The following is a 20563-nucleotide window of genomic DNA, read 5'->3' on the forward strand; positions in this document are numbered from 1 at the left end:
TTCAACTAAGAAACATATTCTATGAAGCAACATATTTATCCGGCAGCCAAGAGCGGTCGGATCGGCGTCACATTGCCTGTCATGTGATGCAGTGCAATAAGCCTCAGCGTAAGGAACTTGCGTGACTTTTGGTCGTGCGGGTACGCACATAAGTACAGTAATCGGCACAGAACCCAACATAAGTGTTGGACTATGCCCACAGTACCGGGCGTGCGTGCCCTCGGGCAGCCGGGGCTAGTCGCGCACGTGTGGGCCGAGCCTGCTCGCTGCCTGGGCCATTGCTGCCAGCGCAAGCCTGCCCTCAGGAGCGAGCCCGGCACGGGCCGCGAAGTCCTCGATGCTGTAGAAGTGTCCGCCCGTGGCGCGGCTGTGCAGGGCGCGCCCGGCGGCGCCGGCATCGATGCCGGGCAAGGCGAGCAGGTGCTCCCGCTCCGCGGTGTTCAGGTCGATGACGACACTTTCTCCCCCGGCGCCGGGCGTGGGCAGCAGCAGCCACACTGCCGGCCCGGCGTGGGCGGCCAGGCGTTCCGGATGGGCGGTCACCTGTTCCAGCTCTGCCGCGAATTGCTTGCGCGCCGCCTGCAGCATGGGCACGAAGGCCGCGGCGTCACCGACACGCCCCGGCTGCGCCAGCGCCTCGGCCGCGGCGGCCAGCCGCGGCGAGGCCAGCGCGCCATGGCTGACCTCCATCAGCGTCGCAATGAAGCGCTTGCCCTGCTCCGGGCTAGTGCGCAGCAGCACCTGCGCCAGGGCCGGCACGAGCGGGGTCGTCACGGTGAGCGGCTCGGCCGACAGCACGCGCAGGGCTGCGAACATCGCTGCGTAGCGCGTCTCCAGGCCGGCATCCTGCCCCGGCGGCGGCACTAGGTGGCGGTAGAAGAAGGTGGCGACGACGCCTTCGGAGGCAAGCATTTGCGCCGCATTCTTGAGTCGGGCGCGGTCGAACAGCGTCGATAGCTGGCGCGCCTGGATCGGGTCGGCCATGGCCGGGAGCGGCACCTGGCGGTGCACGAACCAGTTGCGGCGCATGCCGTCGATGCGCGTCGCACGGTCCAGGTTGCTCAACCAGAGCGGCAGATAGGGCTTGCCTTCCAGGCCGGCGTCCTCGGCGCGCAGGCGCTGGTTCAGGGTGAAGCGCCGCGCCAGTCCCTGGAAGTGGATGGCCCAGCCTTCGTCGAAGGCGGTCTGCTGGTCGGTGATGCTGAAGCTGTGGTGCGGTGCGCGCGAATACCCGTGCGGCAGGTTCGGCAGCAGGCGGCGCAGCATCACGTGTCCCAGTTCGTGCGCGAAGATTTCCTCGAAACTGCCGTCGGCGACGCTGGCGGCATCGACGACCAGGTCGACCATCGGCTCGTCCATCCAGCGCAGCGCCGCGCCTTCCTCGAGCCAGAAGCCGCGCCGCGCAAAGCCGCCGTCTTCCTGCGACAGCATGAGCCATGTGGTGCGCGCGCCCTGGCCGGCGCTGCGCATCGCCAGCTCGTCCAGCGCCAGCGCGGTCGCCGTGAAGCCGTGCCGCGCTTCGTGCTGGATGGCCTCGAACAGCTTGCCTTCCCGGACCCGCTTCACTACCGGCGCTTCCGCCTTGCCTCCGGGAGCGGGGCGGGTCAGCATCCCCTGCGCGCCGGACAGCGGAACCAGCACGCCCAGCTCGGCGGCGCCGGCGGCGGCGGCGGCGGCGACGGACATCACAACAAGACAAATGGTTCGGAACACGTGCTTCAGCATGAGGTCGGATCGCAAAAAAACAGCGCGAGGATAGCGGGTTCCGATGCACTCGTGTGAACAATCGAATATGTACGACCTGGTACTTGCGTGCATCGGGATAGGGGCGGTCAGCATGCTGACCGGCCCCTCCCACACCACCCGGCATGCGGGTCCGCACCGGGCGGTTCGAGTAGTTGAGGTTAAGTGAGGCGAGGCATGCCAAGACGATCGAAGTAGGCAATCGTCAGCACCTTGTTCAGGGCAAGGCGGCTGTTGCGCCACCAGCGGTGGCTGTTTCTAGCCACCAGCAAAGCGACATTCGGATTTGCCCCTAGCTTCAGCAGCTCCCGGTATATCGTCGTGCCACGCTTCCAGTGCTTGAGGTGGATGGCCCGCAGCCGATGACGCATCCACTCGCCCAGCGTGAGCAGGACGCGCGGAGTTTGCGCCAGGCCAAAGTAGCCTTTCCATCCCAGTACGTAGAGGCGCAAGCCTTCAATCACCTGTTGGATGCTTCGCCCGCCAGATCGGCGGGTGAGTTGCCTGATCTTTTGCCGAAACGCCTCCAGCGCCTTCTTCGTCACCGCCCGCTTCACCTCGCCTCTCGGAGCCATCCATAACTCATAGCCCAGAAATTTGCGGCCAAACGCCTGGCTTACCGCACTTTTCGATTCGTTGATCTTCAAGTGCAGCCTGTCGTATCGACGCTTGAGCAGGGCCATCACACGCTCGCCTGCCTTCTGACTGCGCACATATACATTACAGTCATCGGCATAGCGGGCAAAGCGGTGCCCCTGTCGTTCCAGGATCCGATCCACCTCGTCGAGAAGCACGTTGGCCAGAAGCGGTGAGAGCGGTCCGCCTTGCGGCGTCCCTTCCCCCCGTTCAACCACCACGCCGCCGTCCATGATCCCCGCGTTCAGGTAGGCGCGCACCAGCCGGATGATTCCAGCGTCGTTCACGCGTTTCCTCAGGCGGTCGATCAGGATGTCGTGGTTGACCCGATCAAAGAACTTCGACAGATCGACGTCGACCACGGTGCGGTAGCCTTCCTGCACGTACTGCTGTGCTGCAAGCACGGCATCACGCGCACGCCGGCCGGGCCGGAACCCATGGCTGTGTTCACTAAAGGTGGGATCGATCAGCGGTTGTAGCACCTGCAATAGTGCCTGCTGAATCAAACGGTCGGTCACGGTGGGTATCCCCAGTTCACGCTCGCTTCCATCCGGCTTCGGAATGCCGACGCGCCGCACCGGCATTGGCCGATACGTGCCTGCCATCAGTTGCTGCTTGATGGTCGGCCAAACGTGCTTCAGGTGTTGCCCGGTCCGGGCAATGTCCAGACCATCGACGCCTGCAGCTCCCTTGTTCGCCTTCACACGTTTCCACGCGCGTTGCATGTTCTCCCTCGCGAGCGCTTGCTCAAGCAAGTCTCGCCCTGTGTCTGCCGAGTCCTGTCGCGGGAACCGTGTTTCATCGCTGGTCACTTTAGACGAGGCTTCACCCCGCCTTACTGCGACCCGCCCCGCTGTTGCGGGCATCTGATGCTGTACACGATTCATCGACAAGTTGTTCGACACTCCTACTCGTTCGGCCCTTCGCTAAAAAAAAACTCAGCTACTACGGCCTCTGCTGACTTCTCGCTCCGATTTTTTTTTCATCGTCGCCCTTTTAGGCATGAGGCGAGATCTCCCCAGGTAAGAACGCACTCCTTCCCTGCACAACCGCCGGATTTACGCCGCTTCGCCTTGACCACAAGAACTTCGCGGTTTCATGCCCGCTCGTCCTGCTCGGCAGCGCCTTGTATCCGATTCTTGTCCATCGGCTCGCAGTTTCGCTCCACACTTCCTCTCCACACTCGGTCGCCCTCATGCAGTTGTGCTTCGCTTCGCTCGCTGTGGTCAGCTCGCGGCGGGACTTTCACCCACAAGAGTGCGCCCATGCTGGGCGCACATAAAAAAAGGCCTCCGAAGAGGCCTTGCGTCCTTCCAGCGCCGCCCGGCGGCGGCACGGATTATCGCGGCAGCACCGAACTCCCCATCAGGAACTCGTCGACCGCGCGCGCGCACTGGCGGCCTTCGCGGATCGCCCACACGACCAGCGACTGGCCGCGGCGCATGTCGCCGGCGGCGAAGACGTTCGGCTTCGACGTCTGGTACGACTTCTCGCCTTCGGTCGCAGCGCGGGCATTGCCGCGCGCATCCTTCTGCACGCCGAAGGCATCCAGCACGTTCTGCACCGGCGAAACGAAACCCATCGCCAGGAACACCAGGTCGGCCTTCATCTCGAATTCCGAGTCCGGCACTTCCTGCATCTTGCCGTCCTTCCACTCGACGCGGCAGGCGACCAGCTTGTCCACCTTGCCGCCCTTGCCTTCCAGGCGCTTGGTCGCCACCGCCCAGTCGCGCTGGCAGCCTTCCTCGTGCGAGGACGAGGTGCGCAGGCGGGTCGGCCAGTAGGGCCAGACCAGCGGCTTGTTTTCGTGCTCCGGCGGCATCGGCATCAGTTCGAACTGGGTGACGGACGCGGCGCCATGGCGGTTCGAGGTGCCGACGCAGTCGGAGCCGGTGTCGCCGCCGCCGATCACGACCACGTGCTTGGCCGTCGCCTTGATCTGGTCCTTGAGCTTGTCGCCGGCATTGACCCGGTTCTGCTGCGGCAGGAAGTCCATGGCGAAATGCACGCCCTTGAGTTCGCGGCCCGGCACCGGCAAGTCGCGCGGCTGCTCGGCGCCGCCGGCCAGGACCACGGCATCGAATTCCTTCTCCAGGTCTTCCGGGAAGATGGTGTCGCGTGCCATGTTGCTGACCGTGGCCGGGAAGTCCTTGCCGACCAGGACACTGGTGCGGAACGTGACACCCTCGGCCTTCATCTGCTCGACGCGACGGTCGATCAGGCCCTTCTCCATCTTGAAGTCGGGGATGCCGTAGCGCAGCAGGCCGCCGATGCGGTCGCTCTTCTCGAACACCGTCACGTCGTGGCCGACCCGCGCCAGCTGCTGGGCGGCGGCCAGGCCGGCCGGTCCGGAACCGATCACGGCGACCTTCCTGCCGGTCTTGGCGGCAGCGGGCTGCGGCACGATCCAGCCGTGTTCCCAGCCGGCGTCGGCGATCTTGCGCTCGATCGACTTGATGCCGACCGGCTCGTCGTTGATGCCCAGCGTGCAGGCCGACTCGCAGGGCGCCGGGCAGATGCGGCCGGTGAACTCGGGGAAGTTGTTGGTCGAATGGAGGTTCTCGACGGCCGCACGGTAGTTGCCGTGATAGACCAGGTCGTTCCAGTCGGGGATCTGGTTGTTGACCGGGCAGCCCGTGCTACAGAAAGGGATGCCGCAATCCATGCAGCGCGCGCCCTGCACCTTGGCCTGGCCGTCGGTCAGGGTCAGCACGAATTCCTTGTAGTTCTTGACGCGATCTTGCGGCGCGAGGTGGCCCTCTTCCTGCCGTTCGAATTCCATGAAGCCGGTAATTTTGCCCACGTTGTTTTCCTTTTCGTCCCTCGGAGCCGATGCTGGCTCCTTGCCGTCGTTCCGGCGAAGGCCGGAACCCAAGTCTGCTCGCGTATCGTCGGCGCTTGCAGAACCTGGGGCCCTGCCTGCGCCGGGATGACGTGCTAAATGTCGTGATACTGGATGCCTTGTCGGCGCGCCGCCGTTTGCCTTACGCCTCCAGCTCGATCTTGTCGTTCGCTTCTTCCATGCTCGAGTTGTGCATCTCCTCGAGCGCGCGCTTGTAGTCGGTCGGGAAGACCTTGACGAACTTGCCGCGGCTGTTGGCCCAGTCGTCGAGCAGGTTGCGCGCGCGGGTCGAACCCGTGTGCTTGAAGTGGCGCTCGATCAGGCGGCGCAGGATGGTTTCGTCCGATTCGCGCTCGCCGTCGCGGGTCTGGCTGTGCCAGCCGGCCTGGCCTTGCTGCTTGGTGGTCAACACCGGCTCCAGGTTCACCATCGACATATTGCACTTGCCTTCGAACTCGCCCGTCGGGTCGTACACGTAGGCGACGCCGCCCGACATGCCCGCCGCGAAGTTGCGGCCGGTCTCGCCCAGCACCACCACGGTGCCGCCGGTCATGTATTCGCAACCGTGGTCGCCGCAGCCCTCGACCACCGCCGTGGCGCCCGAGTTACGCACCGCGAAACGCTCGCCCGCCACGCCGTTGAAGAAGGCCTCGCCCGCAATCGCGCCATACAGCACCGTATTGCCGACGATGATGTTGTCCACTGCCCAGCCACGGAACTCGGTGTTCGGACGCACGATGATGCGGCCGCCCGACAGGCCTTTGCCGACGTAGTCGTTGCCCTCACCCACCAGGTCGATCGTGATGCCGCTGGCCAGGAAGGCCGCGGCCGACTGGCCGGCGGTGCCCTGCAACTGGATGTGGATGGTGTCGTCGGGCAGGCCGGCATGGCCGTAGCGCTTGGCCACTTCGCCCGACAGCATGGTGCCCACGGTGCGGTTCAGGTTCTTCACCGGCGAGATGAAGGAGACCCGTTCGCCCTTCTCCAGCGCGGCCTTGGCCTGGGCGATCAGCTTGTGGTCCAGCGCCTTGTCGAGGCCATGGTCCTGGGCGTCGGTATGGTACAGCGCGCGCGGCGATTCATGCTTCGGCTGGTAGAAGATGTTCGAGAAGTCCAGGCCCTGCGCCTTCCAGTGCTGGATCGCGCGTGCCTTGTCGAGCAGGTCGGTGCGGCCGATCAGTTCGTCGTAGCTGCGGATGCCCAGCTGCGCCATGATCTGGCGCGCTTCTTCGGCCACGAAGAAGAAGTAGTTCACCACGTGCTCTGGCTTACCCTGGAACTTGGCGCGCAGCACCGGGTCTTGCGTGGCCACGCCCACCGGGCAGGTATTCAGGTGGCACTTGCGCATCATGATGCAGCCTTCCACCACCAGCGGCGCGGTCGCAAAACCGATTTCGTCGGCGCCCAGCATGGCGGCCACCACCACGTCGCGGCCGGTGCGCATCTGGCCATCCGCCTGCACCCGGATGCGGCTGCGCAGGCCGTTCAGGACCAGCGTCTGCTGGGTCTCGGCCAGGCCCAGCTCCCATGGGGTGCCGGCGTGCTTGACCGAGGACAGCGGCGAGGCGCCGGTGCCGCCGTCGTGGCCGGCGACCACCACATGGTCGGCCTTGGCCTTCGAGACGCCCGCGGCCACGGTGCCGATGCCCACTTCCGACACCAGCTTGACCGAGATCGAGGCCCGCGGGTTGGCGTTCTTGAGGTCGTGGATCAGCTGCGCCAGGTCTTCGATCGAGTAGATGTCGTGGTGCGGCGGCGGCGAGATCAGGCCCACGCCCGGAACCGAGAAGCGCAAGCTGGCGATGTACTCGGACACCTTATGGCCCGGCAGCTGGCCGCCCTCGCCCGGCTTGGCGCCTTGCGCCATCTTGATCTGGATCTGGTCGGCCGCGGCCAGGTATTCGGCGGTGACGCCGAAGCGGCCCGAGGCCACCTGCTTGATCTTCGAGCGCAGCGAATCGCCTTCTTCGAGCGGGATGTCGACCATCACGCGCCCGGCGCCGAGCACTGATGCCAGCGTTTCGCCCTTGCTGATCTTGATGCCCTTGAATTCGTTGAGGTAGCGCGCCGGATCTTCGCCGCCCTCGCCCGTGTTGCTCTTGCCGCCGATGCGGTTCATGGCAATCGCCAGGGTGGCGTGGGCTTCGGTGCTGATCGAACCGAGCGACATGGCGCCGGTGGCGAAGCGCTTGACGATGTCCTTGGCCGGCTCGACTTCTTCCAGCGCAATCGCCTTCGAGGGATCGATCTTGAATTCGAACAGGCCGCGCAGGGTCAGGTGGCGGCGGGTCTGGTCGTTGATGATCTGCGCGTATTCCTTGTAGGTGCTGTAGTTGTTGGCGCGGGTCGAGTGCTGCAGTTTCGCAATGGCGTCCGGGGTCCACAGGTGGTCTTCGCCGCGCACGCGGAAGGCGTACTCGCCGCCGGTGTCGAGCGCGTTGGCCAGCACCGGGTCGCTGCCGAAGGCGAGCGCGTGCAGGCGCAGCGCTTCCTCGGCCACTTCGAACAGGCCGATGCCTTCGACGGTGGAGGAGGTGCCGCGGAAGTACTTGTCGACCAGCGACTTGTTCAGGCCCACGGCTTCGAAGATCTGCGCGCCGCAGTAGGACATGTAGGTGGAGATGCCCATCTTGGACATCACCTTCATCAGGCCCTTGCCGACCGCCTTGGTGTAGTTATGGATCGCCTTGTCGGCATCCTTCTCGTGCGGCAGGCTGTGCGCCAGGTCGCTGAGCGTTTCCAGCGCCAGGTAGGGGTGCACGGCTTCGGCGCCGTAGCCTGCCAGCAGGGCGAAGTGGTGGGTCTCGCGCGCCGAACCGGTTTCGACCACCAGGCCGGTGGAGGCGCGCAGGCCGCGCCCGACCAGGTGCTGGTGGATGGTCGAAGTGGCCAGCAGCGCGGGAATCGCGACCTGTTCAGGCGAGAGGTTGCGGTCCGAGACGATCAGGATGTTGTGACCCGACTTGACCGCATCGACGGCTTCCGCGCACAGCGAGGCCAGGCAGGCTTCGATGCCTTCCTTGCCCCAGGCGACCGGATAGCAGATGTTCAGCTCATACGACTTGAACTTGCCGCCGGTGTGCTGGCTGATGGCGCGCAGGCGCGCCATGTCGTCGAAGCCGAGGATCGGCTGCGCCACTTCCAGGCGCATCGGCGGGTTGACGTTGTTGGTGTCCAGCAGGTTCGGCTTGGGGCCGATGAAGGACACCAGCGACATCACCATGCTTTCGCGGATCGGGTCGATCGGCGGGTTGGTCACTTGCGCAAACAATTGTTTAAAGTAGTTATACAAAGGTTTGAGCTTGTTCGACATCACCGCCAGCGGCGAGTCGTTGCCCATCGAGCCCGTGGCTTCCTCGCCCAGCACCGCCATCGGCGCCATCAGGAACTTCAGGTCTTCCTGGGTGTAGCCGAAGGCTTGCTGGCGGTCGAGCAGCGGGATCGCGGCCCGTTCACCCTGCGCTGCGCCGTGGCTCGCACCGTCCTTGCCGCGGTTCTGCGCCAGCTGGCTTTCCGACAGCTTGATTTCATTGAGCTTGATGCGCACCGACTTGATCCAGGCTTTATAGGGCTTGGCGTTCGAGTAGGTGTCCTTGAGCTCCTTGTCGTCGATGATGCGGCCGGCTTCCAGGTCGATCAGGAACATCTTGCCCGGCTGCAGGCGCCATTTCTTGACGATGCGCGATTCGGGAATCGGCAGCACGCCGGATTCGGACGCCATGACCACCAGGTCGTCCTCGGTGATGACGTAGCGCGCCGGGCGCAGGCCGTTGCGGTCCAGGGTGCCGCCGATGTGGCGGCCGTCGGTGAAGGCCATGGCGGCCGGGCCGTCCCAGGGTTCCATCATCGCGGCGTGGTATTCGTAGAAGGCGCGGCGGTTGTCGTCCATCGACGTGTGGTTTTCCCAGGCTTCCGGGATCATCATCATCATCGCCTGGGCGACGGGATAGCCGGCCATCACCAGCAGTTCGAGCGCATTGTCGAAACAGGCGGTGTCGGACTGGCCTTCATAGATCAGCGGGAACAGCTTGCCCAGGTCTTCGCCCAGCACGGCGGATTTGAGCATGCCTTCGCGGGCGCGGGTCCAGTTGAAGTTGCCCTTGACGGTGTTGATCTCGCCGTTGTGCGCGATCAGGCGGTAGGGGTGGGCCAGCGGCCATTCCGGGAAGGTGTTGGTCGAGAAGCGCTGGTGCACCAGCGCCAGGGCCGAGATGCAGCGCGGATCCTGCAGGTCGCGGTAGTAGACGCCGACCTGGTCGGCCAGCAGCAGGCCTTTATAGACGATGGTGCGGGCCGACATCGAAGGCACGAAGAACTCCTTGCCGTGCAGGAGCTTCAAGGCCTGGATCGCGTGGCCGGACGACTTGCGGATGACGTAGAGCTTGCGCTCGAGCGCATCGGTGACCATGATGTCCGGGCCGCGGCCGATGAAGATCTGGCGGATCACGGGCTCCTTGGCCTTCACGAAAGGCGACATCGGCATGGCCTCGTCGACCGGCACGTTGCGCCAGCCGAGCACGACCTGGCCTTCGATGCGCACGGCGCGTTCGATTTCTTGTTCACAAGCGATGCGCGAGGCGTGTTCCTTCGGCAGGAACACCATGCCGACGCCGTACTCGCCGGGCGGCGGCAGTTCCACGCCCTGCCTGGCCATTTCGTCGCGGAAGTACTGGTCCGGGATCTGGATCAGGATACCGGCGCCGTCGCCCATCAGGGGATCGGCACCGACCGCGCCGCGGTGGTCGAGGTTCTTCAGGATCTGCAGGCCCTGCTCGATGATCGAGTGGCTCTTGTTGCCCTTGATATGGGCGATGAAACCGACGCCGCAGGCATCGTGCTCATTGGCGGGATCGTACAAACCTTGGGCAATCATGAGGCAATCTCCACAGCTTTATCGGGGGTTGAAAATCGAGAATAGTGCAACGCAGCAGAACCCGCAACCACAACAATTAGGGTCAGAGTCGAATTGTTTGACAACTTTCTGAAGATTCGATTAATTGGGGACAGAGTCAGACGAGAGCCGGCGATAGGGGTGAATTGTCTGGTAAGTGTCTGATTTCATGGCGCGAATGCGCGCCGAAGCGGGTCGCCGTGGCGAGCGCGGATATGACGCAGGTGCCGAAGCGCGCCGTCTGCACAGGCCCGCGATAAAAAAAGGGCATGAATAATCATGCCCTTGATTGCCTGGTGATTGCTTATGCTTGCGGAGGCGGCGGAAGTGGTTCGCGGAACGGTCGCCCGCGCTTGGCCGGCAGGATCTGGCGCCTGGTCTTGCGCTCCAGCTCGGCCTTGAAGGCATCCGAACCAAGCGGCTGGTTCTTGAGCACCGACGCGGTGACGAAGTCGACTTCTTCCTGCGCAATACCCTGCAGGACCAGTTCGGTATATGCGGCTTCGCGCTGGAATGGCGTATTGCCGAGGCCCCAATACAGCAAATGGTCGGTCACCAGGGCGTCGGTGCGTACTCCGGCGTGGTGGGCGTAGCTCGACCAGGGGTAATCCAGCGGCCCGGCCGCCAGGCCGGCGCGCACCGGATTGAGCTCGATATAGCGGCTGCAGGCCAAAAAATAGTGTTCGGTGTCGACCAGCGAAGTGCGGAAGCGCCCTTCGAACAGGCCGCCGCTGCGGGCGTACTTGTTGTTGAACCAGGGGACGTAGAAGCGGCCGACCTTCTGCATCATCAGCGCCAGCCCGGTGGCATTGGATGGCGTCGCGAGCAGGTGGAGGTGATTGGGCATCAGCACATAGGCGTGGATCGCCACTTCATAGAAGCGCGCCGCCTCTTTCAGCCAGACCAGGAAGCGCTGGTAATCGACTTCGTCGTGGAAGATCGCCTGGCGGTTGTTGCCGCGCTGGATCAGGTGCTGCGGCTGGTTCGGGATGATGAGGCGGGGAAGTCGTGCCATGGCGTGCTCATAGGTCGAGCAGACATTTTAGCCGAGAATTTTTACTCTGTCCCCAATTAATCCTTGGAGGACTGAAAATAAGGCTGACTCTGTCCCTGTTTAGCTCAAGCGAGGGTGAAGCCGGCCGACAGGCTGTAGCCTTCGCCGTAGGCGCTGCGCAGGGGCAGGTCCTGGCCGAGGCCGGAACGCGCCTTCTTGCGCAGGCGGTAGACCAGCATGTCCACCCGGCGGCTGGCATCCGCGTCTTCGCCCCCCATGCCGGCCACGATGACCTGGCGCGGAACCGGACGGGTATTGATGGTGAGCAGGTGCAGGAAATTGCACTCTTTTTCGGTCAGGTCGATCAACTTGCCGGCCAGCTCGAGCTGGCGCGCGCTCACGCGCAGCGTCCACTTGCTCGGCGCCGGCGCCGGATCGGCCGGACGTACGCGACGGTCCAGGGCTTCGATGTGCGCCGCCAGTTCGGGGAACTTGATCGGCTTGGTCAGGTAATGGTCGGCGCCCAGGCGCAAGCCGAGAATGCGGTGATCGAACGCTACCCTGCCCGTCAGTACCAACAGGCCGATCTCGGGATACAGCTGGCGCATCCGCGGGATGACGTTGAAGCCGTCCTCGTCCGGCAGGCCGAGATCGAGCACGACGACCGCTGCCGGCGTGCGCGTCAGCGCCGCCCACATCTCGCTTGCGGTCTTGGCGATCGTCACCTCGTGGTCGAGCTCCCGCAGGAACTCGGCCATGTCGTCTGCGTATTCGCCATTGTCTTCAACAATCAGTATCTGCGTCATGGATGGGCCATGTTAATGATCGGTCCGATTATCACTGCTGGGGCTGGATGAGGCAAGTTGTTGTTGACCGTCAATATCCAGCGCGGGTAGCCAGAGCCGGAATTCCGCGCCGCCGCCCCTATTTTCACTTCCCAGGCGCAACATGCCGCCATGGACATCGACGATCGAGCGCGCCATGTATAGGCCCAGGCCGCTGCCGGGCAGGCCGGTGGCATTGCTGCCGCGGTAGCCCTTGTCGAAGATGTGCGGAGCGTCGCCAGGCGGCACCCCGGCGCCGCCGTCGCGCACCGAGAACTCGACCCCGCCGCCGCTGCGGCGTGCGCCCAGCGTCACCGTGCTGCCGCCTGGGGAGAACAGCAGGGCGTTGTCGACCAGAACCTTCAGCGCCAGCCGCAGTCCCTCGGGCTCGCCGCGCAGGCCCAGCCGCAGTTCTTCGGCTTCGAGCAGCGCCTCGCGCCCCGCCTCGCGCACCTGCTTGACGCCGACCTCCAGCAATTCGCGGGCGCCCACGGTGTTCGGCTGGCGCACCTTGCCGATGGCGGCCATGCGGTCGGGCGACAAATATTCATCCAACATGGCAATCAGGCGGTCGGTCGCCACCGCAATCTTGCGGTAGCGCTGGCGTACCGCGTCGTCGGCGCCGTGCGTGGTCGCTTCCAGGCGCTGGATGGCGCCGTCGATGGTCGCCAGCGGGGTGCGGAATTCGTGGTTCAGCATGCTGGCAAAGCGGCGCTGGTCGGCCAGGTGGGCGCGCTGCGCCGACAGGTCGCGCAGCAGGCCCACCAGCGAATCGCTGCCGTCCGGATTGCGCAGCACCGTCGTGATGACTTGCAGGCCGATCGGATGGCCTTCTGCGTTGTGCACGTCGACTTCCTGCACGCGGCGCTCGCCGGGGGCGCCGGCGCCGCTGGCGGCCAGGTGCATGCCGAGCGCACCGAGCGCTTCCTGGGCGCCGCTGCCGGCGATCGCCGCCTGCAGCGCGCCTGTCGCGTGGCCCAGCAGGACCGTGAAGGCCGGGCTCAGGTAACGGACCGTACGCGCGGGCAAGTCGATGCTGAAAGCAATGTCGCCGGCGATTTCAGCGATGGTGCGAAACTGCGCATCGATGCCGGCAGTGCCGGCGCCAGGGTGCTCCGGACAGGCCGGAGCAGAAGGGTCAGCAGCCGTTCTACGCGTCATCAGGCACTTTCTATTAGCGATTGGACAATGAAACTTGTCGTTCAGTATATCGTCGCTCTTGCCCTCTTGTATAGCAGAGCCCTCGGACCCTATTGCTGATGGGACCGCATCCAGCAATGAAAAATGCGCCATGACGCGCGCAGTTGGTGGATAATCCGCGTCTATGAACGATACCGCTACCCTCCCCCCACTCCCGGACCGGCTCTCGATCGACCCGAGCAGCCCTTTTCATAACCGCGATGTTTTCCAGCACGAGATCGGCATCCGTTTCAACGACAAGGATCGCCACGACGTGGAAGAGTATTGCATCAGCGAAGGCTGGATCAAGGTTGCCGCCGGCCGCACGCTCGACCGCAAGGGCAAGCCGATGCTGATCAAGCTGAAAGGCAAGGTCGAGGCGTTCTACAAATAAGGTGATGCCGCCGGATTCGGCAGTGTCAGGACGCAGCAGGGCTGCCGGGTCGCACCGGCAGCCCTTTTTCATGGGCAGGCGCCAGGGCCTGCCTGACGTATGCCGGGCATGGGATAGCGGATGTGCGTAGGGTGGTCGGCTCGGCCGACCGCGCGTTCGGCTCCGGCACGCGATGCGACTGCGCTCGCTTGTTGGACGCGCGGTCGGCGAAGCCGGCGACGCGCCCCGGACCGCCCTGGCTGCCATGACAAGCACGTCTTTGTCACGGCGATGTATCCAGTTAGATAGATCCGGGGGCGAGGCAAGGCGAACACGGCAAAGGAAACGGCGGCCGCCGCGGTGCATGCCGCCCTACATTCAGGGAAGCCGCCGCACGTGGCGGAAGCGCGCGTAGCGGTTCAGGAGATCGTTGATCAGCTGCTCGCGGGTGTAGCCGGTGACGTCATGCGCCTGATCGCCTTCGGAGCTGGTGGCCATGGCACGGTAGTGCCGGCTGGACGGATCCGGTTCTCCCGTCTCGGCCCAGGCAAAGCTGGGCGGGCGGAAGCTGCGTGCGCGGATCGTATAGCGGAACACGCCGCGGTCGCCGTGCGGCACTTCCAGGTCGAGGCGCTCGGCGGTGGTGACCAGTTCCGGTTCGAGGCCGCTTTCGCGCATCTGCGTGAGGACCGCCTCCAGTGCCGGGCGCGCCGTGCCTTCGAGAAAAGCGCCAATCTCGGGCCGGTCGTAGAAATTCGTGATGCTGGCCAGGCGCTGCTGCCAGCTCAGGCCGGTGTCGGACGGCGGTGTATCGGCGACGATGGACAAGTCCATCGCCGAGCCCTGCGTTTCCGTCTGCAGCGCGCGCAGCAGGCCGTAACAGATGAACAGCATGATCGCCGCAAACGGCAACGCGCTGGCGATCGCGGCGGTCTGCAGCCCCTGCAGCCCCCCGGCCAGCAGCAACACGGCGGCCACGATCCCGGCGCAGATTGCCCAGAAGATGCGCTGCCATACCGGCGGGTTCGGCGCGGCACCGGAGGTGATCATGTCGATCACCAGCGCCCCGGAATCGGCCGAGGTCACGAAGAAGGTAATCACCAGCAGCGTGGCCAGCCCGGACGCGATCGTGGAGAACGGCAGCTGCCCCAGCACTTCGAACAGCGCCACCGGCAGGTTGTCGGCCACCGTCTGCACGATCGGCGCCGTGCCGCCCAGGTCGAGCGCGATCGCCGTGTTGCCGAACACGGTCATCCACAGGAAGGTAAACAGCACCGGCACCAGCAGCACCCCGGTGATGAATTCGCGGATGGTACGCCCGCGCGAGATACGCGCGATGAACATGCCGACGAAAGGCGACCAGGAGATCCACCAGCCCCAGTAGAACAGGGTCCAGTCGCCCAGCCAGGCGTTCGGCTCGTAGGCGTACATGCGGAAGGTGCGCTGCACCACCGCGCCCAGGTAGGCGCCGATGTTCTGGACGAAGGCCTGCAGCAGGAACACGGTCGAGCCCACCGCCAGCATGAAGATGAGCAGGGCGATCGCCAGGATGATGTTGAGCTCGGACAGGCGCTTGACGCCCTTGTCGAGCCCGAGGCCGGCGGACAGCGTCGCCAAGCCGGTAATGACGACGATCAGCACGACCTGTACCATCGGGCTGACGGGCAGGCCGAACAGGTAGGAGAAGCCGGCGTTCACCTGCAGCACGCCGAAGCCGAGCGAGGTCGCGACGCCGAACATCGTGCCCAGCACCGCGAAGATGTCGATGGCATGGCCGATCGGGCCATGGATGCGATTGCCGATCAGCGGGAACAGGCCCGAACGCAGCGTGAGCGGCAGGCCGCGCCGGAATGCGAAATAGGCCAGGGCCAGGCCGACCACGATGTAGATCGCCCAGGCATGCAGGCCCCAGTGGAAGAAGGTCAGCACCATGGCCTGGCGCGCCGAGTCGATGGTGCGTCCCTCGCCCACCGGCGGCGAGGCGTAGTGCTGGATTGGCTCGGCAACGCCGAAGAACAGCAGGCCGATGCCCATCCCGGCGCTGAACAGCATGGCGAACCACGAAATATAGCTGTACTCGGGTTCGCTCTCGTCCGGGCCCAGCTTGACGTCGCCATAGCGGCTCATCATCAGGAACAGCACGAAGATCAGGAACACGGCGACCGCCAGGATATAGAACCAGCCGAAATCGCGCACGATGGCCGCCTGCAGCAAGGCGAACACGCTGCCGGCTTGCTCCGGGAACAGCGCGCCGAACAGGGCGAAGGTGAGGATCAGCCCGGCCGAGATGTAGAAAACGGGCGGATTGACCTGGATTTTCCGGCGCGCACCGGAACCGGCGGCTTCGTTCAGTACGGGATCAGTCATCGTTCGGCATTCCTCCACGATTCCGGCAAGGCAGGATGAGTGAGGCGGGTACGCTGTGCAATCCCGCGTTCCTGGATAAAGTCTAGCATGGGGATACCCCGCGTCCGATTGCGAACACGATTGGATCTGCAGGGATCGTTAGCGCCGGGCGCAAGCGGGGCCGGCGCCCTGGGACAAGGGGACGGCGGCGATCCGACGGCTTTGCCGGATCACCGCTGCCGGTCAGGCCTCGCCGTCTTCCAGCGGCGCGAAGATTGCCTGCAGGTCTTCTTGCGTCAGCGCCATTTTCTGCGACTCGCCTTCGGACAGGATCGACTGCGCCAGCTCCGACTTCTTCTGCTGCAGGAGCTGGATTTTTTCTTCCAGCGTGCCCTTGGCGATCAGCTTGTAGACGAACACCGGTTTATCTTGCCCGATGCGCCAGGCGCGGTCGGTGGCCTGGTTCTCGGCCGCCGGGTTCCACCACGGATCGTAGTGGATCACGGTGTCGGCCGCGGTCAGGTTCAGGCCCACGCCGCCGGCCTTCAGGCTGATCAGGAAGATCGGCACCGCGCCCTGCTGGAAGGCGGCGACCTGGGCCGAGCGGTCGCGCGTCTCGCCGGTGAGCAGTGCGTAGCGGATGCCGCGTGCGGCGAGTTCTTCCTCGATCAGGAACAGCATGCTGGTGAACTGCGAGAACACCAGGATCTTGCGGCCTTCCTGCAGCAGGTCTTCGACCATCTGCATCAGGTCCAGCAGCTTGGCCGACACCGCGGCCGTGTTCTTCCTGCCCGGCATCACTTTCACCAGGCGCGGGTCGCAGCAGACCTGGCGCAGCTTGAGCAGCGCTTCGAGGATGACGATCTGGCTGCGCGCCACGCCCTTGCGGTCGATCTCGTCGCGCACTTTCTTGTCCATGGCCAGGCGCACGGTTTCGTACAGGTCGCGCTGGGCGCCCGAGAGCTCGATGCGGCGCACCATTTCGGTCTTTTCCGGCAGTTCCTTGGCCACGTTGTCCTTGGTCCGGCGCAGCAGGAAAGGCTTGATGCGGCGGCTCAGCAGGATGCGGCGCACCGTATCGTCCTGGCGTTCGATCGGGTGACGGAACTGGCTGTTGAAGGTTTTCTCGTCGCCCAGCAGGCCGGGCAGCAGGAAGTGGAACTGCGACCACAGCTCGCCCAGGTGGTTCTCGAGCGGCGTGCCGGACAGGCACAGGCGGTGGTTGGCGTCGAGCGAGCCGGCCGTCTGGGCCGCCTTGGAGCGGGTGTTCTTGATGTAGTGCGATTCGTCCAGGATCACCAGGTGATAGTGGTGCTCGCGCAGCTTTTCTTCGTCGCGCGGCAGCAGCGCATAGGTGGTCAGGACGATGTCGGCATCGTCGATCTGGTCGAACAGGTCCATGCGCTCCTTGCCCTGCAGGAGCAGCACCTTCAGGCTCGGGGCGAAGCGCGCGGCCTCGTCGAACCAGTTGGTCATCAGGCTGGTCGGCGCGATCACCAGGGCCGGGCTGGTCAGGCGGCCCGCTTCCTTCTCGATCAGGATGTGGGCCAGCGTCTGCACGGTTTTACCCAGGCCCATGTCGTCGGCCAGGATGCCGCCGAGGTCGTACTCGCGCAGGAACTGCATCCACGACAGGCCGTCGAGCTGGTAGTCGCGCAGCGTGGCCTGCAGGCCCTTCGGCGGCTCGACCTTCTTGACCGAGCCGAACTGGCTCAGCTTGCGGCCGGTCTCGCGCAGGCGTTCGCCGCCGGTCCAGCGCAGCGCGAGGCCGCGCGCCAGTTCCTCCAGGCGCGCCGCGTCCAGCGTGGACAGGCGCATGCGGCCCTTGATCTTGTCGTTGAAATACAGCTCGCCGAGGGTCGCGAGGATCGGCTTCACGCGCCCCCAGGGCAGCGCCACGCGCACGCCGTCGGGCAGCGTGGCCAGCATCTGGTCGGCTTCGGCATACGCGGCCAGCACGGCCGGGTCGAAGTCGGCGGGCGCGCTGCGAATCAGCTGCACCAGCACCGGCAACAGGGGCACGCGCTTGCGCGCCACCACGATGCCCAGTTCGAGTTCGAACCAGGCATTGCCCGCTTCTTCGGGTTCGTCGATGTCGGCATACCAGTCTTCGACCGGCACCACGTCGTAGCGGTACTTGGCCGACTTCTGCAGGTGCCAGCCGGCGTCGGACAGCGGATCGAGGTCGTTCTCGGCGAAGCGCAGCCAGTGCGCCTGGCTGTCCAGCACCAGCGCGCCGGCCATCGCGTTGAAGGGCGCGGTGACCGGCTTGCGGAAGCCCATCTCGTTCAGGGCGTTGAGCGCCGCGGCTTCGGCTTTCGGGTCGCGCTCGATGACCTCGGTGACGTCGCCGATCTGGCGCACCACGCGCTGGGCCGGGTCGAAGGACACGCGCTGGCCGTCGTAGTCGTAGGCCAGCACGGCGAAGTCATGCCAGCGCGGCGTGCCGCCGTCGGACAGCTGCACCGAATCGAGCAGCAGGTGCGGTATGGGTTTGACGTCGTTGCGCAGGCGCTGGGTGAGCGGCTGCGGCAGCGGCATCAGCCCCTGCAGGCCGTGCGCCAGCAACAGCTGCGAGACACGCTTCTTGTCGGTGCCGGACAGGGTCGGGGCCTGGGCCACCAGCGCCTGCAGTTCGGCCAGCGAGATGTCGATGCCGCCGCGATTGAGCTCGAGCGGGCCGATCGACAGGTTGTCGATGTACCACGGCGGGTCGGTCGGCAGCATGTAGTCGATCAGGTCGGCGCCGCTGTGGGTGGCGCCCTTGGCCGGTTCGACCGACCATCCGAGCTTGGCCACGCGGCCTTCGTCGCGCCAGGCCAGGCTGGCCAGGCGGGTAGGGCCGGCCTGCAGCGGATAGACCAGCCCATTGGCCATGTCGGACCAGGAATTTGCCCACAGCAGCTTGCCCTGTTCGAGCAGCATGTGCAGCAGGATGGCACCGACCTTGCCCTTCGGTTCGGTGGCGCTGGTGCCCTGGGCCGAGCCGCTGCGCATCGCGATGAAGAAGCGCACCAGGTCGACGTCGTCGCCCTCCAGGTAGGCAGGTGGCGCCGACAGCAGCGAGAACACTTCGCTGACCGGGCTGGCGGCGGCCACGTCGCCGTTCGGGCGCAGGCGCGCCTTGCACAGGCAGATGGCGACATGGCGTCCGCCGCTGGTGGGGGCCATCACGTAGACGAACTTGTACTGCACGGCCTTCGGATCGGCGACCTCGTCGGTCAGCTTGGGTTGCGGGTGCGCCGCCGCCTCGACCCTTTGCAGCCAGCTCACCACCGGCGCGGGCAGGGAGGGAGCGCGGGCGGGAGCGCGGGCAACCGCGGGAGCATGCGCTGGTACTAGCGCGGCTGCATCGGTGGCGTTCTCGCGATGATCATCGACTGTGTGCATGGGTCTCGTGTGTCTGTATTAAAAACGACAATAACGAACATTATCCTTCATACGCGCGCTTCCGTTTTGTTCGTAATCGCACGTAGCGGCCAAAACTTGTCCGCACCACCTGCATGCATCGGACTTCACGGATGCAGCCGACTGTTCTCGCATGTTCAAGTGACGCTGTCAAGACTGGCGTATCGGCGACGTTTGCGTATCATTGTTTGCTTGACCTTTTAGAGACATGCGCACATGCCACGGACCTGGCAACGCACACGCCTGTGGCGGCTTGTACGACACCCCACGAGGGCTCGCGAAAAGCGCTTGGACTGCCTGCGCGTTGTCGCAAACCGGCCCAAGTCGATCATCGGTCGATCACGGTATAGGACCCGATGGCGCGCCCGGACTACTGGACGCGGTCAATAATGCCAAAAACACGATCTGGCTCGATAATCTGCTCTACACGCTCCATAAGCAGAAGCGCTGCACCACGGCGCAGATCGCGATTAAAGCGGACCTCGCCCCGTCCGCTGCCCCACGCTCAATCCGGACGGGGCGGCTCCGGTCTATCCGCGCATCCTTACCTACACGGACAGCGGTGCCAGCCTTAGCGTACTGGCAAAGAAGACGTCGCGACGATGCACGCCTGGTCCTGTCGTAGCACTTCTCGAAAACGCGGGGCTGCTGCAGTCGCTATGCCAGTCGAGGGTCGTCCCCACCAAGGGGATGAGGACAAGAATTCGCCGACTATTTCAGCTATGCCGAGACTCTACGGACTATTCCTTCCACCGCACGCTGGCCCGGACGTGCGGTCGTCGCGACGGCGTGTGGGCGTGTCGGCGTGACGTTGGCCGCAGCTCGAAATCCGAAACGCCGGATTGGAACGCGCCGCACACTCAAGCGACATCGCCCTTACCGTCGGTGCCGTTGCGCTAGCGATCAGGCGGTTCTACGATCATGGACATCAGCGCTCGTTAGCTCGGTCCTGCACAGAGCGCCTTGACTTCGGCGCCGAGCCGATCTGTCTCGTAATGCAGCTCGCACCGTCCGGCTACTGGGTTATACCGCGACACAGCGAGGCTCGCGGTCGTTTTGTGCACCTGCCCAGTACGACGACGTCTTGAGCGCCGACATTGAGCGAGTTTGGCAACAACCATGCAGCCCTAAGGGGCTGACTTTCCGCCACCTTGACGCGCGCCGTCTTTAGAGGCCCGGCTCGATAGCGCTCGTCGACGTAGGCGACCCAGGCATCTTCGGTAGCGAACGACTCACGCGGCTGCGCAGGGTAAGGCAACTCCTGCCACGTGAACTCGACCCAAGTTGGTATGCCAAACGTGCCCGACGCGCTTCCCATTGTTGCTCC

10 protein-coding genes are annotated in these 20563 nt (G+C 64.9%); 1 reads left to right on the plus strand and 9 read right to left on the minus strand.

The window, feature by feature from the left end; all coding sequences use genetic code 11:
• Positions 1-234: 234 nt before the first annotated feature.
• From IM543_00545 to IM543_00575, 7 genes are all read right to left on the minus strand, one after another.
• On the minus strand, positions 235-1686 hold the full coding sequence (locus tag IM543_00545) for a helix-hairpin-helix domain-containing protein (GenBank protein QOY94455.1): 1452 nt from the start codon (positions 1684-1686) through the stop codon (positions 235-237).
• Between the two features lie 218 nt (positions 1687-1904).
• Positions 1905-3245, minus strand: a complete 1341-nt coding sequence (ltrA, locus tag IM543_00550; GenBank protein ID QOY96450.1) for a group II intron reverse transcriptase/maturase — start codon at positions 3243-3245, stop codon at positions 1905-1907.
• Positions 3246-3718: 473 nt separating this feature from the next.
• Positions 3719-5182 (minus strand): glutamate synthase subunit beta, encoded by a 1464-nt coding sequence (locus tag IM543_00555; protein ID QOY94456.1) that lies wholly within the window; start codon positions 5180-5182, stop codon positions 3719-3721.
• Between the two features lie 181 nt (positions 5183-5363).
• Complete coding sequence (locus IM543_00560) at positions 5364-10094, minus strand: glutamate synthase subunit alpha (protein ID QOY94457.1); 4731 nt, start codon at positions 10092-10094, stop codon at positions 5364-5366.
• A 322-nt stretch (positions 10095-10416) separates the two neighbouring features.
• Entirely contained in the window at positions 10417-11127 is a 711-nt protein-coding gene (locus IM543_00565) for a transposase (GenBank protein ID QOY94458.1), read from the minus strand.
• A 104-nt stretch (positions 11128-11231) separates the two neighbouring features.
• Positions 11232-11912 (minus strand): response regulator transcription factor, encoded by a 681-nt coding sequence (locus tag IM543_00570; GenBank protein QOY94459.1) that lies wholly within the window; start codon positions 11910-11912, stop codon positions 11232-11234.
• Between the two features lie 12 nt (positions 11913-11924).
• Positions 11925-13091, minus strand: a complete 1167-nt coding sequence (locus tag IM543_00575) for a HAMP domain-containing histidine kinase (protein ID QOY94460.1) — start codon at positions 13089-13091, stop codon at positions 11925-11927.
• Between the two features lie 163 nt (positions 13092-13254).
• On the opposite strand from IM543_00575, the gene IM543_00580 reads away from it, so the two are divergent.
• Positions 13255-13503: a DUF3297 family protein gene (locus IM543_00580; GenBank protein QOY94461.1), complete on the plus strand. Its 249-nt coding sequence runs from the start codon at positions 13255-13257 to the stop codon at positions 13501-13503.
• Positions 13504-13860: 357 nt separating this feature from the next.
• On the opposite strand, the gene IM543_00585 is transcribed toward IM543_00580, so the two are convergent.
• Positions 13861-15849 (minus strand): BCCT family transporter, encoded by a 1989-nt coding sequence (locus IM543_00585; protein ID QOY94462.1) that lies wholly within the window; start codon positions 15847-15849, stop codon positions 13861-13863.
• 222 nt (positions 15850-16071) lie between these two features.
• A complete protein-coding gene (locus IM543_00590; GenBank protein ID QOY94463.1) occupies positions 16072-19218 on the minus strand; it encodes a DEAD/DEAH box helicase in 3147 nt (1048 codons plus the stop codon).
• Positions 19219-20563 lie beyond the last annotated feature (1345 nt).

Source organism: Massilia sp. UMI-21, from assembly GCA_015277795.1.
GTDB lineage: Bacteria > Pseudomonadota > Gammaproteobacteria > Burkholderiales > Burkholderiaceae_D > Telluria.